We start from the raw sequence: 15,873 nt of genomic DNA on the forward strand, positions 1-15,873 counted from the left end.
CGCTGGTTAGGTTGGAGCGGTGGACGACAGGACGGACACCCCGTCGCAGTTCGGCGAACTGCTGCTGAGGCACCGGCGCGCGGCCGGTCTCAGCCAGCGGGCGCTGTCCCGGTTGTCCGGTGTCAGCGAGCGCGCCCTGCGTGAACTGGAACGCGGTCGGGCGCGCGCGGCGCAGCGCCGCTCGGCGGAGGTGCTGGCCGACGCGCTGGGGCTCGCGGGCGACGCCCGCGCCGAGTTCCTCGCCGTCGCGCGGGAGGGACGCAGGCGCACCGCGCGGGAAACCGCCGCGGGCGCGGCTGAGCTGCCCCCGCTGCCACCCGACCTGGTCGGCCGCGAAGCGGAGCTGCTCCGGCTGCGCGACCTGGTCTCCGCCCATCCCGCCGTGGCGATCGTGGGACAGCCCGGCGTCGGCAAGACCGTGCTGGCGACGTTCGCGGCGCAGCAGATGCGCGACCAGTTCCCCGACGGCTGCTTCGCGGTCGACCTGCGCGGCGTGGACGAGCAGCCGCTGCCGACGCGGGCGGTCTTCGAGCGGTTGCTCCGGGCGCTGGAGGTGCCGCAGAACGAGATCCCGGCCACCGAGGCCGAGCAGTCCGGGGTGTACCGGGCGGTGCTGAGCAGGCGCAAAGCGCTGATCCTGCTGGACAACGCCGCCAACGAGGCGCAGGTCCGCCCGTTGCTCACCGCGGCGCCGGGCTGTCGCACCCTGATCACCTGCCGCCGCACGCTGGCGGGTCTGGAAGGGGTGCGCTGGCTCCAGCTCGGTCCGCTGGCTGACTCCGACGCCACCGCGCTGCTGCTGTCCATCGTCGGGGGCCGGGTCCGGGCCGCGCCCGGTGAGGCGGCGGAACTGGCGGCGCTGTGCGGCAACCTGCCGTTGGCGCTGCGGATCGCGGGCAAGCGGCTGGCCACCATGCCGCACTGGTCGCTGGACTACCTGGCCGGTCAACTGCGCGACGAGCGCATCCGGCTCACCTCGTTGTCGGCGGTGGACCTGCAGGTGCGGTCGGCGTTCGAGGTGTCCTACCGCCGCCTGTCACCCGGCGGCCGCACGGCGTTCCGCCGCCTCGCGGCCGTGCCCGGCGAGGACTTCGGCGTCGACCTGGCCCGGGTGGCGACCGGGATGACCGCCAGGCAGACCCACGCCCACCTCGACGAGCTGGTGGACGCCAGCATGGTGCTCCTCTGCGGGGAGCAGGGCAGGTTCCGCTTCCACGACCTGATCCGGATCTTCGCGCGGGAGCGGTGGGAGGCCGAGCACGACCAGGCCGAGCGCGACCGGGTCACCGAGACCGTGCTGCGCCACCTGCTGAGCACGGCGTGCGCGGCGGGAGCGGTGTTCTTCCCCGACGGCGCGCGCAGCGACGAGTTCGCCTCGCTCGACCAGGCGCGCACCTGGCTGGAGCAGGAGGCCGCCAACTGGCTCGCGGCGGTGCGGGAGGCGGCGCGGCGCGGCTGGCACCGGGAAGTGCTGGAGCTGGCCAAGTCGATGCACTGGTACTCCGACGACCACTGGTTCACCGTGCCGTGGGAGGAGGTCTTCGGCGCGGGCGTGGCGGCGGCGCGGGAGCTCGGGGACCGGTCGTCCGAAGCGCAGCAGCTCAACTTCGTCGGCTGGGCGGTGCGGCGGGAGATCCCCGCGCTGGCGGCCCACGAGCAGGCGTTGCGCGTGGCCGTCGCGGCCGGTGACGAGTTGGAGCAGGTCTGGGCGCTCGGCTACTGCGGTTCGATCTACGCCAAGCTCGGCGACGGGGAGCGCGCGCGGGAGGCTCTTCGGCGGGCCGTGGCGCTGTCCGCCCGGTTCGACTTCTGGACCGTCCAGCTGCCGGTGCGCCACCGGTACGGGAGGCTGCTGCTCCGGCTCGGCGAGGCCGGGGAGGCGCTGACCGTCATGCTCGACCTGCTGGCGCAGGCGGAGGCCAACAGCGCGGGCGAGCTGCCGCTGCCGCGCAGGCGGCTGGTGGTGATCCTGATCGAAGGAGTCGCGCTGTGCCTGCACGGCATGGGGCAGTGCGAGCAGGCGGCGGACATGTTCACCAGAGCCGGCGCGGCCTACGTCGAGAACGGCTCGAAGATGCTGGAGGCGTACGCGGCGCTGCGGGAAGGTCGTTGCCGGATCGACGCGGGTGACCACGAGCGGGCCGCCGCGGTGCTCGGACGCGCGCTCGCCCTGTACGCGGAGCTGGCGATGCCCGAGGAGCACGCCCAGGTGGAGGCCGAGCTGGCGCGGCTGCCCGGAAGCGGCGGGCGGGAAGCGCCCGCGACCGGGTTCCGCTGAGCCGCCCGCGGTCAGCGGCCGGGAACGAGGACCCCGCACGGGCTGGCGGTCGCGGTGGCGGCCTGCGGGAACTGATCCGGATGCGGTGGCGACTACTCCTACGAACGGCTTGGAGCGCACCCGGAGCCGTGGCGGGATTCGCTCCGGTGCCCGCCCACCCGCCCTCTTCCGGGAGTCGCGCCGAGTGGCGACCGCCGGTCGCCGCGAGCCGACACGACAGCGGTGAGGAGTTGCAGTCTTGCGCGTGGACATCGCCGTCTTCGACGGCATGGACGACTTGGACGTGGTGGGGCCGTTCTCGGTGCTGAGCCTGGCGGGCCGCGCCGGTCTCGGCGTGGCGGTGCGGCTGACCGCGGTCGCGGGGCCGGCCAAGGCGACCACCCAGGGCGGGTTGACCCTGCACGGGGGCCCGTGGGCGCCCCGGAACGCGGACGTGCTGATCGTGCCGGGAGGCGGGTACGCGACGGGTGGAACGGTCGGGGTGCGCGCCGAGATCGTCGACGGGCGGCTGCCCGCCGCGCTGGCCGCGGGGGCCCGGCCCGGCCTGGTCTTCGCCTCGGTCTGCACGGGCGCGCTGCTGCTGGCGGCGGCAGGTCTGGTGACCGGGCGGCCGTGCACCACGCACCACCGGGCCGTCGACGACCTGGCCGCGGCCGGTGGCGAGCCGGTCGAGGCGCGCGTGGTCGACGACGGCGACCTGGTCACCGCGGGCGGCATCACCTCCGGTCTGGACCTGGCGCTGTGGCTGCTGGAGAGGTTCCGCGGGCCGGAGGCGGCGGGCTTCGCGCAGCGGGTCCTGGAGTACGAGCGCAGGGAACCGCTGTGGCGCTCCGGGCGGCACGAGTCGCGGACTGCGGCCGACGAGCGGGAAGCGAGCGCTTGGTGAGGCGAGCACTGCTGGTCCTGGGCGCGGTGCTGCCGCTGCTCGCGGTGACCGCGTGCGGCGGCGCGCAGAGCCGGTCCTCGGCGGGGGCGGCGTCCTCGGCGACCGGACCGGTCACCGTCGAGGACTGCGCGGGCCGGGCCGTCACGTTCGGCACCATGCCGGAGCGGGTGGTGGCGCTGGACGGGTACGCCGCGCAGGCCCTGGTCCGGCTCGGCTTGGCGGACAAGGTCGTGGGCACCGGCTTCCCCGCCCCGTTCGCCGCGGACACCTCACCCCACCGCGAGCAGCTCGCGAAGATCCCGGTGCTGTCGGACAAGCCGCCGGTCACCGAGGTCGTCGCGGCGCAGCGGCCGGACGTGGTGGTGACCGCCTTCTCGGCGTTCGGCGGTCCACCCGGCAGCCCGAAGGACGCCGACCTGACCACGATGGGCGTCAAGGGGCTGACCGCGTGCATGCCCGGGGGCGGGGACGCGGGCGGTGGCGGCGCGCTGACCGACCTCACCCCGACCTACGACTACCTGCGCAAGCTCGGTGCCGTGTTCCGCGTCCCCGACCGCGCCGAGCAGGTCGTCTCGGAGCTGCGGGCACGTGCGCGGGCGGTGGCCGACCGGGTCGGTCCGGCGGGGGCGAAGCCCCGCGTGCTGGTGCTGCAGGACAACCCGGTGGCGGGGCAACCGATCCAGACCGCGGGCGTCAACACCATCGCGCACGCCCTGATCACCATGGCAGGCGGGCAGAGCCTGTTCACCGACATCTCCTCGATGCACGCGGAGGTCTCGCCCGAGCAGGTCGTCCAGCGCGACCCGGAGGTGATCTGGGTCGTCACGGACTACACCTTCGCCAAGGTGAGGGGGCCGGAGCTGGTCGACGCGGTCAAGGACAACCCGCTGCTGGCGAACACGACCGCCGCCAAGCGCGGGAGGATCGTCTCGACCTCGCAGTTCCGGGTGTCCTTCCCCAGCCCGCTCAACGTCGACGGCCTGGAGCAGCTCGCGACCCAGATGCGCGGGGGCTGACATGACCACCACCATCGACGAGCTCGCGGCCCCGGACGCCTCCCGCGCGCGGCGGCCGCGCGCGGCGGTCCTGCCCTACCCAGCCCTGCTCGCGGTGCTGGCCGCCGCGCTGGCCGGGTCGACGCTGCTGGCCACCGGTGTCGGCCCGGTCGGTGTCCCCGCCGACGAGGTGGCCCGCATCCTCGCCCACCACCTGACCGGTGGCGGTGACACCGCGGCCACCAGCGACCTGATCATCTGGCGCATCCGCTTCCCGCGCGTGCTGCTCGGCGCCGTCGTGGGCGCGGGCCTGGCACTGGCCGGGGCCGTCGTGCAGGGCGTCGTGCGCAACCCGGTCGCCGACCCGTACCTGCTCGGCCTGTCGCACGGCGCCTCGGTGGGCGCGGTCCTGGTGCTGACCACCGGAGCCGCGGCGCTGGGCGCGCTGACCCTGCCGGTGGCGGCGTTCGCCGGTGCCGCCGCCGCGATGGCGGTGGTGCTGGTGATGGCCCGCCACCGCGGTCGGCTGCTGCCGGTGCGGCTGATCCTGGTCGGCGTGGCCATCGGGCACCTGTTCGCCGGGGTCACCTCGTTCGCGCTCGCCCGCACCGACAGCTCCGCCGCCCAGCAGCAGATCATCTTCTGGCTCCTCGGTGGGCTGTCCGGCGCGCAGTGGGCCACCTTGCCGGTGCCCGCCGCGGTGGTCGCGGGAGGTGTCGCGCTGCTGCTGGTGCGGGCGCGGCGGCTGAACGCGCTGGTGCTCGGCGAGGAGGCGGGAGCCGCCCTCGGCGTCAACACCAGCAGGCTGCGCTGGTACCTGCTGATCCTCACCACCCTGGTGACCGGCACCGTCGTCGCCGTCTCCGGCGGGATCGGGTTCGTCGGGCTCATCGTGCCGCACCTGGCCCGGATGCTGGTCGGTGCCGACCACCGGCGGATGCTGCCGGTCACCGCCCTGCTCGGCGCGCTGTTCCTGCTGTGGGCCGACGTGGCCGCGCGGATGCTGATCTCGCCGGCGGAGCTGCCGATCGGCATCCTCACCGCGTTCCTCGGCGTGCCGTTCTTCCTGCTGGTCATGCGGGCCCGCGGCCTGGCCACCCAGGAGAGCGCGTCATGAGGCTCGACATCGACGCCGTCTCGGTCGCGCTGGGGGGCCGCCCGGTCCTCCACGAGGTCGACCTGACCGTGCACCCAGGGCAGTTCACCGCGCTGGTCGGTCCCAACGGCAGCGGCAAGTCCACCCTGCTGCGCGCGGTCTACCGCGCTCGCCGCCCGGACGCGGGCGCGGTCCGGCTCGACGGCCGCGACCTGTGGGCGATGCCCGCCGCCGAGGCGGCCCGGCACACCGGCGTGCTCATGCAGGAGCAGCACACCGGGTTCGAGTTCACCGTCGCCGAGACCGTGGCCCTGGGCCGCACTCCCCACCTCGGGCTGTTCGACAGGTTCACCCGCGCCGACCGGGCGGCCGTCGACGAGGCCGTGGAGCGCACCGGCCTGACGCCCTACCGGGACCGGAGGGTGGGCGAGCTGTCCGGCGGCGAGCGCCAGCGGGTGCTGCTGGCCCGCGCACTGGCCCAGCAGCCCCGGCTGCTGGTGCTGGACGAGCCGACCAACCACCTCGACATCCGCCACCAGCTCGACATCCTCGAACTCGTCCGCGACCTGGGCATCACCGTGCTGGCCGCGCTGCACAGCCTGGATCTGGCCGCCTGCTACGCCGACACCGTCGCCGTGCTGCGAGCGGGCCGTCTCGTCGGGCACGGCAGGCCCGAGGAGGTGCTCACCCCGACCGCGATCGCGGAGGTGTTCGACGTGGACGCCACCGTCCACCACGACGGTGGGGCCACCAGGTTCGCGCTGCGACCGCGCTGCGTGTGCCCCGAGCAGCTGTGCCACTGGAGCTGCCGCACCCGCAGGGCCGCCGCGCTGACCGAGACCACCGACGTCCGGTGAGCCGCACGCCCGACCGAGGGCACCCGCGGTGCCCGACATCAGGTGGTGACGGTGGTCACGGGCAGGAAGTGACGACCGCGCGGAAACCGCTGACAGCACCTCACTAGCAAGAAACTAGCTACTAGCGGGCCGCTTGCCGCGCTCCGGACCGGCGTTCACCCTGTCGGTGTGGAAGAAATGCGGTACATCAACGCCAACGGGGTGAACCTGGCATTCACCCAGAGCGGGACCGGGCCGCTCGTCGTGCTGTTGCACGGTTTCCCGGAGAATCACCACTCATGGCGCCACCAGGTCGAAGCGATATCCGCCGCGGGTTTTCAGGTGATCGCTCCGGATTTGCGGGGTTTCGGGGAGAGCGGTCGTCCCGAGCGGGTGGAGGACTACTCCGTCGTGCACTACGTGGGGGATGTGGTCGCGCTGATCGCGGCGGCCGGGGCCGACCGGGCCGTCGTGGTCGGTCACGACTGGGGCAGCGTGCCCGCCTGGGGGCTCGCGATGATGCGGCCCGACCTCGTGCGCGGCGTCATCGGGATCAGCGGACCGCCGATCCCGAGAGGACCGGTCGGCATGGCCACCGGCTCGAAGGGCGTGTTCCCGGACGGCAGGCGGTTCTACCTGGACTACTTCCAGGACCAGGGGGTGGCCGACGCCGAGTTCGACAGCGACCCGCGGGCGACGTTGCGGGGGATGCTGCACACGCTGAGCTACGAGAACCCGGCCGACGACGTCGACCAGCGGATGGTGGTCCGCCCCGGTGCGGGGATGCTCGGCACGTGGCGCGACCCCGGACGACTGCCCGGCTGGCTGTCCGAGCGGGATTTCGACGCTTTCGCGCGCCCCTACGAGGTGCACGGATTCACCCCTTCCCTCGCCTTCTACCGCAATCTGGACCGCAACTGGGAGTTGACCGCGCCGTTCGAAGGCGTCCGGTTGACCGCGCCCGCCATGCTCGTCCTGGGGGAGCGGGACGTGGTGCGATTCATGCCCGGTGTCCCGGAACTCGTCGAGCGGCTCCCGGACGAGCACCCCGGTTTTCGTCGGACGCTGGTCGTCCCCGGCGCCGGGCACTGGGTGCAGCAGGAGCAGCCCGAAATCGTGTCGAAAACCATCATCGAATTCCTCGAGGAGTTGTCATGACCTTCTTCCCGCCCACCGCCGACGACCCCGCCTGGACGGCCCGCCGCGCCGTGATCGTGCCGAGCGGGGAAGGCGAGACCAGGGTGATCAACGGCGACGTCTTCACCGTGAAGCTCAGGGCCGCGCTCTCCACCGGCTCCCTGGGGTTCCTGGAGGCCGACGTCCCACCGGGCATCGGCGCCGACCCGCACGCGCACGGCACCGAGGACGAGGCCTTCTACCTCGTCTCCGGCGACGTCGAGTTCCTCAACGGCGACACCAGGCGGCTCTGCCGCGCGGGCGACTTCGTGTTCATCCCGCGCGGCACCCGGCACGGCTACACCAACGTGGGCAGCGGGACCGCGAAGCTCCTCGTCTTCTTCACCCCCGGCGGCGCCGAGGACTTCTGGCTGGAGGTCGGCGAGCCGCCGACGCCGCGGAACATCGGGGTGCCGTGGAACGAGGAGCAGTTCAAGGCGATCGAAGACCCCCTGCGGCGGTACAACATGACGATGTACCCCGAGGAGTTCGCTCCTCACCGGCGCAATGGGAAAGAGTGAGCGGACGCTTCGCGTGGCGCTCGCATCGCGGTAGCATCGCGTGGTGAGCGCGAATGCCGAAAGGGCCTGGCCCACAGCGCACGACGACGAGCGCTGTCGGACTTTCGTCCCACTGCTGGAACTGGTGGGCCGCCGCTGGGTGGGATTGATCATCCTCGCCGGAATGCGCGGTGCCGAACGATTCGGCCAGTACCGGGCGATGGTCGGCGGAATTTCCGACAGCGTTCTGTCGCAGCGGTTGAAGGAACTGACCCGGTGCGGGCTGATGAACCGCACGGTCGTGCCGACGACCCCGGTGACCGTGCGCTACCGGCCGACGGCCGACGGCGTCGCGCTGGTCGCGGCGCTGCAGCCGCTGATCGATTTCGCCAACCGGACGCGGCTGTTCGACGCCGCCCCGGCGGACTGCTCGACCGGCGGCTAGGCGATCGCCATCCGCCCTGGTGCGGAGAGGTGTCATCGAGCTCCTGCGGTCAATGGAGGGGTAGGAAGTTGCAACCGTCCAACCGTGGCAGCGAGTAGCTGATCTCGTCGCCGGTGAGGTCACCGGGAGTGGGAAGTCACCCTGGAACCGGTGGCGGCGAGCCCGAGGGGTAAACCGGGCGACGCTGTGGCGGCAGTGCCGCGGACGAGCCTGAGCAAGCTTTTCTCCTTTTCTTCCGGTGAACCGGGTCGCCACGCCCGCGCCGGTCCGGGGCAACCCGCCGATAATCGCACTGCCACCTACTCGCCGGGTGGTGCCTCGCGGCGCAATTGGGCAAATCGGATCACCCGCGCCGGGGCAGGATTCGACGGCCGCCCTGGCCGCTGCGCGTTCCCGATTCGCTCAGACGCGGATGCGCAGCACCTTCACGTGCCGCTCGTCGAACCGCTCGAAGTGGAACCTCATGCCCGCGATCGGGCTGCCGGGGAAGTCGCCGGTGATCGTGCAGGTCACCACCAGTCCGGTGGCGGCCGGTTCGACACCGGTGACCACGTGCTCCACGAGGGGGACCTCGGCGCGCCAGGCCCGGATGGCGTCGATGCCCACGTGCTCCCGGCCCTCGTCCTCGACGAGGGCGTCATCGGTGAACAGCTCCAGGTACGCCTCGGTGTCCGGGGAAGAGGCGCGCTCGAAGTAGCGCTGGATGATCCGGGGTGCGGTGATGGTGGTCGTCATGCCGGTCTCCTGTTCGTGCGGGTGGAGCTGCGGTGGGCGCACCGCTGACGTCGGTGGCGCGGTCGTCGCCCGGGCCACCTGTGACTGCTAGAATAGAAGCGAATGACTTCGATGTTAGCAGTGACTCGTGGGAGGTCAACACGTGGCGGCGAAGATCCGACTGGAGGACCGCGAGTGCCCGCTGTCGACGGCCCTGGGCTACGTCGGCGAGTGGTGGACGCTGCTGATCCTGCACGACTGCTTCGACGGCTACAGCCGCTTCGACCAGTTCCAGGACAACCTCAAGATCTCCACCAGCATGCTGACCGGCAGGCTCAAGACCCTCGTGGCCAACGGGCTGCTGGAGAAGAAGCCGTACCAGACCAACCCGGTGCGGTACGAGTACGTGCTGACCGAGCTCGGCCGGTCGTTGCGCCCGGTGGTCGTCGCGCTCGCCGCGTGGGGGAACGCCCGGCTCGATCCCGCCGAGCGCAGCATGATCCTCGTCGACGCGGAGACCGGGGAGGAGGCGGAGCCCGTCCTGGTCGACCGGAAGACCGGGCGGCGGGTCGACGGCGACGACTTCGTCTTCACCGCGGGCCCCGCCGCCAGCGCCGCCTTCCGGGACCGCTACGCCGCCACCGCCGAGGCGGTCGGCGGGCGGTCGGGTCGGTGACGCCGACGGCCTCGGATCGCCGCTGACTCGACGTCGCCGCCGACGTTGTCCGTCCACTGTGGATGATCGGCGGTCGGTGCGCCGGGCGTGGTGGACCGCCGTGCGCGGCGGGGCGGGGTTGCCCGCGTCGGGAGTGGCTGCTAACTTAGAAGTCACTTGGCCGTCGCATCGACGGCGACTCCCGCTGCCCGTGGCATCGAGGAGATCCGCTCTGCGCGGGCAGGCGATCACCTTCGGCACGGGCGCCGCTCCAGCGCGCCCGACCGGCCCGCCTCCCGCGAATCACCCGGAGGAACGCATGAAGACCTGGTTCATCACCGGTGGCACCCCTGGCGGGTTCGGCATGGCCTACGCCGAGGCCGCGCTCGAACTGGGCGACCGCGTCGTGCTGACCGCCCGCCGTCCCGACGAGCTGGCCGAGTGGGCCGACGGCCACGGTGAGCGGGTGCTGGTCCTGCCCCTGGACGTGACCGACGCCGAGCGGGTCCGGGCCGCGGTCTCGACGGCCGAAGCGCGGTTCGGCGGCATCGACGTGCTGGTCAACAACGCGGGGCGCGGCTGGTACGGCTCGGTGGAGGGGATGGACGAGACGGCGCTGCGCCGCCTGTTCGAGTTGAACTTCTTCTCGGTGGTCACCACGACCCGTGCGGTGCTGCCGGGGATGCGGGCCCGGCGCTCCGGGTGGATCGTCAACATGTCCTCGGTGGCGGGGCTGCGCGGTGTCGTCGGTTTCGGCTTCTACACCGCCGCGAAGTTCGCGATCGAGGGGCTGACCGACGTGCTGCGCCAGGAGGTCGCGCCGCTGGGGATCAAGGTGCTCGCGGTGGAGCCGGGAGCGTTCCGCACGCGGGCCTACGCGGGGTTCGCCGACGAGCCGGTCGAGGAGGGCATCGCCGACTACCGGCCGATGCTCGAATCCGTCCGGGCGGGCATGGTCGAGCAGGACGGCAAGCAGCCGGGAGACCCCGAACGCGGCGTCCGCGCGGTCATCTCGGCGATGGGGTGGGAGAACCCGCCGAATCGGCTGGTGCTCGGTGCCGCCGGGCACGCCGCGGTCGTCGAGCAGTTGCGGACCGCCTTGGCCGAGGTCGAAGCGGGGGAAGCGCTTGCCAAGGCCGCGGACTTCCCCGCTGACCAGGTGTCGCGGCAGCGCTCGCCGGTGGCCTGACCGGTCAAGGCCGGACCGGGCGGGTCGCTTTCGCCGGAATCGCGAGGCGCACGAATGCGGGTTCGCTGCCACCGTGCTCTGTCTGCGGCTCGCCGCAGGTGCGCGCGGACATGTCGAAAGTAAGGAATTCACTCGTTCGGCTGATCAATTCCACTCTGCGTAAAATTCGCGGCAGCACGGGGCCTCATCAGGGGGAAGTGGCGGGATGGGCGCCACCCGGGAAGCGGCACGAGCAGGCCCGAGCGCCCGTCCGGCTCCCCGCGATCGTCCGGCCACGCCGTTCCGGCGCACGTGAGCGCGCAACAACCGGGTCGACCCCGTGATACAACGGTTGAACCCCGAAAACCGCCGCAGTAGTGAGTGGGGAGCCTTTGTCCAATCCCGTGTTCCGCGGTGTCGACGACCTGCTGACGCTGGTGCGCAACCTGGTGCGCAGGCCGCGCTTGTTCGAGCGGGACCGCGAACTCGGCGTGCGCGGTGACCTGCCGCTGCCGCTGGTCTGCCTGGTCCGCGAGCCCGGCGCGGACGGTTTCCTCGCCCGCCTCGACCAGGCGCTCGACGCCAAGCTGCCGAAGGTGCCGCACGTGCTGGTCGACGTGGCCGAGCCCGGCGAGCGCTCGGAGGCCGTGCTGCCGCTGCTGCACCAGCTCCACGTCAAGCTGCGCGACCAGCAGTTGGGCCGCAACCCGCTCCGGCGGTTCGACCACTACGAGCTGGCCCACCACCTGACCGGTGTGGAGCTGCCGCCCCGGCAGGTCAAGCGGGAGGAGCCCGTCGAGACCGCGCTGCGCGCGTGGAGCAGCGGCTCCCCGCTGTCCGGCCCGGCGGCCGAGGTCGCGGACAAGGCCGGGGAGCGCGCACAGCTGGTGATGGCGCTGGCGAAGTTCGCCGGACGCCTGATCGGCCTGTACTGGGGCCGCGACCGCGTCCCCGGACTCGGGCGCGAGCGGCGGTGGTTCATGGGCCAGCCCTACATGGTGCCCAGGCACTCCCACGACTTCCTCGACTTCGCCGCCCGGCTCACGCGGGAGCGCCGGAACTTCGAGAACCCCGAGCAGGTGCGCAAGCTGCTGGTGCACGCCTTCCTGGAAGACCTGCGGGTGGCCTACCGGCGCACCAGGCTGCGGTTCCTGCCCCGCCGCCGGGGACTGCGGCGCACCGCCTACGTCACGGTGCTGCTGGACAACGTGGACGCGCCGGGTGGCTGGGAACTGCTGCGGCTGGTCAACGAGGTGCGCAACGAGACCGGCCAGCTCGACCCGCTGCTGATCATCACCGCCAGCCGCGAGCAGCCCGCTCGGCTTGCCGAACCGCCGGGGCCGAACAAGCCGAGCGTGGCCAAGAAGGCGCTGCGCGCCTGGAAGGACCGGTTGCCCAGGCGGCGGCAGCTGCTCGCCGAGGACGCCCGCTACCTCTTCGTCACCCTGCCCGGTGCCGTCCCGCCCGACGACGCCGGGCTGGACGACCAGGACAGGCAGGCGTGGGAGTCCGAGGCGCGCGAGCAGCCGAGGCCGGAACCGCGGCTGGCGCGCCGGGGCGTGGGGGAGATGATCGCGGTCTGCACGCTGCTGGCCGCGCTGGTGGCGCCGGTCATGGCGATCAGGGACCACTGGCGCGCCGACTGCGCCTTCTTCGGTGCGGTGTCCGGCGGTGTCGCCACCGCGCTGGCCCGCATCGGCGGTCACGACCAGTGCGTCGGCTACAGCGACCGCGACAGCCAGGTGTTCGGCACGAACGCGCGGCTGCGCCTGGCGCAGGAGCACGTCTTCGCGCAGAACCGGATCGCCGAGCGGCTGCACCGGGACGTCCGCGGCCGCCCCTACGTCAGCCTGGTCTACTTCGCGGGGCTGACCGCGAACGACAGCGCCCCGGCCACCGAGCACTCCGTGGCGGAGGAGCTGGAGGGCCTGGTGATCCGCCAGCGCGAGCAGAACACCACCACCTCCACGGCGGAACCGCTGCTGCGCGTGGTCGTCGCCAACGGCGGCACCGGGATGGCCGCCGCCGCGACCGTGGCCCGCGACATGATCGTCCCGCTGACCCGAGCCGATCCGAGCATCCTGGGCGTGGTCGGCCTGGACCGCAGCGTCGCCCAGACCGAGGAGGTGATCGCGGAGCTGGGCAGGCACGGCATCCCGACGCTGGGCACCACGCTGACCAAGGTGGGGCTGGGCGAGCTGTCGCCGCTGTACTTCCAGCTGGTGCCCGACAACGGCAAGCAGGCGGAGCTGCTCAGCGAGTACGCGCGCCGCATCGGGGCGACGGCGGTGACGATCTACCACCCGCCGGTCAACGGGCCCAACACCTACGTCACCTCGCTGGTCCAGGTCATGCGCGACCGGCTCGGCGGCACCGGCGTCGGGGTGTCCACGACGGGGTGGGACGACTCGCCCACCGATCTGCCCTCGCTGTGCGCCGACCAGCGCGACCGCAGCCGCGAGATGGTGTTCTACGCGGGGCGGGAGGACGACTTCGGTGACTTCCTGCGCACCGTGCGCCGCAACTGCGCGGACCCCACCGCGCTGCCGCACATCGTGGCCGACGACGCGACGTCCCGGTTCGTCGCCCACGCCCCTGGCCGGGCCCAGAACGAGTTCAACGGCCTGAGCATCTCCTACGTCGGGATGGGCGGGCTGGTGGTGCTGGCGGGGCAGCGCTGCGTCGAGGGCAGGTCGGAATCGCTGGCGGGCGGGGCCTCCGCTCTCGACGCCTTCTGCGCGGGGTACCGGGAACTGCGCGAGGAGCTGGCGTCGCTGCCCGCCGAGGACCGTCCCGTGATGCGGTGGCCGGGGGAGCGGGTCGGCGGCCTCTACGACACGGCTGGTCTGTTCGTGGACGCGGTGCTGCGGCTGGGGGCGTCCGACCCGCCGCCGCACCGGGCGGCCGTCGCCCAGGTGTTCCGCGAGATGACCTTCCTGGGCGCGACCGGGGCCATCGAGTTCCGTGAGTCGCGCATCGCCAACGACCGCAACCTCGCCGTGCTGACCATCGCCAACGTCCGCGACCTGGAGGGCGGCGAAGGCGTTCCGCGCTGCGTGCTGATGATCGGCACGCTCTACAGCGCGGACCAGCCCAGGGAGGGCAACGGGTGCCCGCGGCCGCCGGGGCCGTGATCGCGGTGGACCGCGCCGCGCGGTACCCGCGGCGATCAGCCGCCGCGGGTCAGGAAGCCCGCTCGGCGGGGGTCAGCATGGCGACCGTGCTGTGGGGCGCCTCCTCGCCGAGCATGATCTCGTAGGTGTCGTCGTTCGCGGCTTCGGCCGCGCGCGTGAACATGGCCCGCTCGAACTCGACGAGGGCGGCCTCCGGGTCGTCGGGGTGCGCGGCGATGGCCCTGCCGAGTTCGGCTCCGTCCAGCATGGCCAGGTTGGCCCCTTCCCCGTTGGGCGGCATGAGGTGGGCGGCGTCGCCGAGCAGGGTCACCCCCGGCACGCGGTCCCAGCGGTGTCCGGCGGGCAGGGCGAACAGGCGGCGCAGGACCGGCGGGGTGTCGCTGCCGGTGATCAGGGTGGTGAGCTCGGGGGCCCAGCCGTCGAACTCCTCGACGGTCCGCGCGGTCACGGTCGCGGCGTCGTCGGGGTCGACGTCGGCGAGCCAGTCCCGCGGCTTCAGCAACTGCGCGTAGGCGTGCAGGGTTCCGCCGCTCTCCCGGTGGGCCAGCAGGCCCCTGCCCGGCGCGAGCGCGAACAGCGATCCGGCGCCGACCGCCGCCGCGGCGGCGGGATGGCGGGCGTCGGCGTCGAACAGGAACGTCTCGACGAGGCAGACGCCGGTGTACCGGGGTGTGCTGTCGGACAGCAGCGGGCGCACCCGTGACCAGGCGCCGTCCGCGCCGACGAGCAGGTTCGTGACCACGGTGGTGCCGTCGGCCAGCCTGACCTCGTGGCGGCCCGCGCCCAGCGCCCGCACACCGGTGACCTTGCTGCCCCACCGGACGGTGCCGCGCGGGAGCGAGTCGAGCAGCAGTCGTCGCAGCGCGCCGCGCTGCACCTCGGGGCGCGCTCCCGTGCCGTCGTCGGGGCGGTCGAGCAGCACGGTCCCCGTCCGGTCGAGGACCCGGTAGGACTCGCGCCCCTCCAGGACGAGTTCGCGCAATCCCCCGAGCAGGCCCGCCGCGTCGAGCGCCGCTTGGCCGCTCCAGGGCTGGACGTCGAGCATCCCGCCCTGGCGGCGCGTGGTCGGCGATGGCTCCGCCTCGTGGACGGTGACGGGGACGCCGTGCAGGTGCAGCACGCGGGCCAGCACGAGACCGCCGAGACCGGCTCCGATGATCGTGACAGGGGTGGTCATGGGTTCCTCCGGCGCACTTGTTGGATCGGCGATCCAAACGCTAGCACGATTTTGGATCGGCGATCCAAAGCCGGCATGATGAGCGCCATGGCGAAGAGGGCCCAACGGCGCGCGGACGGGCTGTCCAGGGAGCTGATCGTCAAGGCCGCGACCGAGCTGCTGGACGCGGGCGGCGAGGCCGCGCTGACCCTGCGCGCGATCACCGACCGCTTGAGCACCGGCTACGGGGCGATCTACCACCACGTCGAGAACAAGGGCGACCTGCTCGCGGCGGCCACCGACGAGGTCGTCGCGGGCGTGATGACCGGGGTGGTCGTCGACGCGGAGCCGCGCCAGGCCCTGCGGGCCGTGGCACTGGGCCTGTTCGACGCCATCGACGCCCACCCCTGGGTCGGCGCCCAGCTGTCCAGGGAGCCGTGGCGTCCCGCGCTGCTGGAGGTCTACGAGCGCGTGGGCGGACTGCTCCACGCGCTCGGCGTGCCCGAGCGGTCGATCTTCGACGCCGCGGGCGCGCTGGTGAACTACGTCCTCGGAGTCGCCGGGCAGAACGCCGCGAACGCCAGGCTCCTCGCCTCCGGCGAGGCGGACCGGGCGGTGGTGCTGTCCACCGCCGCCGCGCGGTGGGCGCGGCTCGACCCCGACAGGTACCCGTTCGTGCACAAGGCGGCGACGCGGCTGCGCGAGCACGACGACCGCGAGCAGTTCCTCGCGGGCGTGGACATCTTCCTGGCCGGTATCGCTGCCCTCCGGTAGAGCGGTCCGGCAGGCCGCCGCCCACCCGGACGCGGCGAGCCCGCCTCGGGTCGGGGCCGA

General features: G+C 72.9%; 14 protein-coding genes. 12 read left to right on the forward strand and 2 right to left on the reverse strand.

Annotated features, from left to right (window positions below; all coding sequences use genetic code 11):
* The first annotated feature begins 19 nt into the window (after positions 1-19).
* From IEZ00_RS21930 to IEZ00_RS21965, 8 genes are all read left to right on the forward strand, one after another.
* Complete coding sequence (locus IEZ00_RS21930; RefSeq protein WP_189225190.1) at positions 20-2,278, forward strand: ATP-binding protein; 2,259 nt, start codon at positions 20-22, stop codon at positions 2,276-2,278.
* Between the two features lie 244 nt (positions 2,279-2,522).
* Positions 2,523-3,164, forward strand: coding sequence for a DJ-1/PfpI family protein (locus IEZ00_RS21935; RefSeq protein WP_229795991.1), 642 nt, complete (start codon positions 2,523-2,525; stop codon positions 3,162-3,164).
* Positions 3,161-4,180 (forward strand): ABC transporter substrate-binding protein, encoded by a 1,020-nt coding sequence (locus tag IEZ00_RS21940; RefSeq protein WP_189225191.1) that lies wholly within the window; start codon positions 3,161-3,163, stop codon positions 4,178-4,180. The genes IEZ00_RS21935 and IEZ00_RS21940 overlap by 4 nt, the downstream gene beginning before the upstream one ends.
* A gap of 1 nt (position 4,181) precedes the next feature.
* Complete coding sequence (locus IEZ00_RS21945; protein WP_189225192.1) at positions 4,182-5,276, forward strand: FecCD family ABC transporter permease; 1,095 nt, start codon at positions 4,182-4,184, stop codon at positions 5,274-5,276.
* A complete protein-coding gene (locus tag IEZ00_RS21950; protein WP_189225193.1) occupies positions 5,273-6,112 on the forward strand; it encodes an ABC transporter ATP-binding protein in 840 nt (279 codons plus the stop codon). The genes IEZ00_RS21945 and IEZ00_RS21950 overlap by 4 nt, the downstream gene beginning before the upstream one ends.
* 177 nt (positions 6,113-6,289) lie before the next feature.
* Entirely contained in the window at positions 6,290-7,249 is a 960-nt protein-coding gene (locus IEZ00_RS21955) for an alpha/beta fold hydrolase (protein ID WP_189225317.1), read from the forward strand.
* Complete coding sequence (locus IEZ00_RS21960; protein WP_189225194.1) at positions 7,246-7,788, forward strand: cupin domain-containing protein; 543 nt, start codon at positions 7,246-7,248, stop codon at positions 7,786-7,788. The genes IEZ00_RS21955 and IEZ00_RS21960 overlap by 4 nt, the downstream gene beginning before the upstream one ends.
* A gap of 43 nt (positions 7,789-7,831) precedes the next feature.
* Entirely contained in the window at positions 7,832-8,212 is a 381-nt protein-coding gene (locus IEZ00_RS21965) for a winged helix-turn-helix transcriptional regulator (RefSeq protein WP_209620058.1), read from the forward strand.
* A gap of 402 nt (positions 8,213-8,614) precedes the next feature.
* Here IEZ00_RS21965 and IEZ00_RS21970 read toward each other — a convergent pair whose 3' ends face one another.
* On the reverse strand, positions 8,615-8,947 hold the full coding sequence (locus IEZ00_RS21970) for a nuclear transport factor 2 family protein (RefSeq protein WP_189225196.1): 333 nt from the start codon (positions 8,945-8,947) through the stop codon (positions 8,615-8,617).
* Between the two features lie 142 nt (positions 8,948-9,089).
* On the opposite strand from IEZ00_RS21970, the gene IEZ00_RS21975 reads away from it, so the two are divergent.
* From IEZ00_RS21975 to IEZ00_RS21985, 3 genes are all read left to right on the forward strand, one after another.
* Positions 9,090-9,602: a winged helix-turn-helix transcriptional regulator gene (locus IEZ00_RS21975; protein WP_189225197.1), complete on the forward strand. Its 513-nt coding sequence runs from the start codon at positions 9,090-9,092 to the stop codon at positions 9,600-9,602.
* A 298-nt stretch (positions 9,603-9,900) separates the two neighbouring features.
* Entirely contained in the window at positions 9,901-10,770 is an 870-nt protein-coding gene (locus tag IEZ00_RS21980; RefSeq protein WP_189225198.1) for an SDR family NAD(P)-dependent oxidoreductase, read from the forward strand.
* Positions 10,771-11,141: 371 nt separating this feature from the next.
* Positions 11,142-13,883, forward strand: a complete 2,742-nt coding sequence (locus IEZ00_RS21985; RefSeq protein WP_189225199.1) for a type 1 periplasmic-binding domain-containing protein — start codon at positions 11,142-11,144, stop codon at positions 13,881-13,883.
* Between the two features lie 49 nt (positions 13,884-13,932).
* On the opposite strand, the gene IEZ00_RS21990 is transcribed toward IEZ00_RS21985, so the two are convergent.
* The gene (locus IEZ00_RS21990) at positions 13,933-15,060 is read right to left on the reverse strand and encodes an FAD-dependent oxidoreductase (protein WP_189225200.1); all 1,128 of its coding nucleotides are present in this window, start codon (positions 15,058-15,060) and stop codon (positions 13,933-13,935) included.
* A gap of 87 nt (positions 15,061-15,147) precedes the next feature.
* On the opposite strand from IEZ00_RS21990, the gene IEZ00_RS21995 reads away from it, so the two are divergent.
* On the forward strand, positions 15,148-15,813 hold the full coding sequence (locus IEZ00_RS21995) for a TetR/AcrR family transcriptional regulator (RefSeq protein WP_189225201.1): 666 nt from the start codon (positions 15,148-15,150) through the stop codon (positions 15,811-15,813).
* The last annotated feature ends 60 nt before the right edge of the window (positions 15,814-15,873 follow it).

Origin of the sequence: Saccharothrix coeruleofusca (genome assembly GCF_014648515.1) — a bacterium.
Taxonomy (GTDB): Bacteria; Actinomycetota; Actinomycetes; order Mycobacteriales; family Pseudonocardiaceae; genus Actinosynnema; species Actinosynnema coeruleofuscum.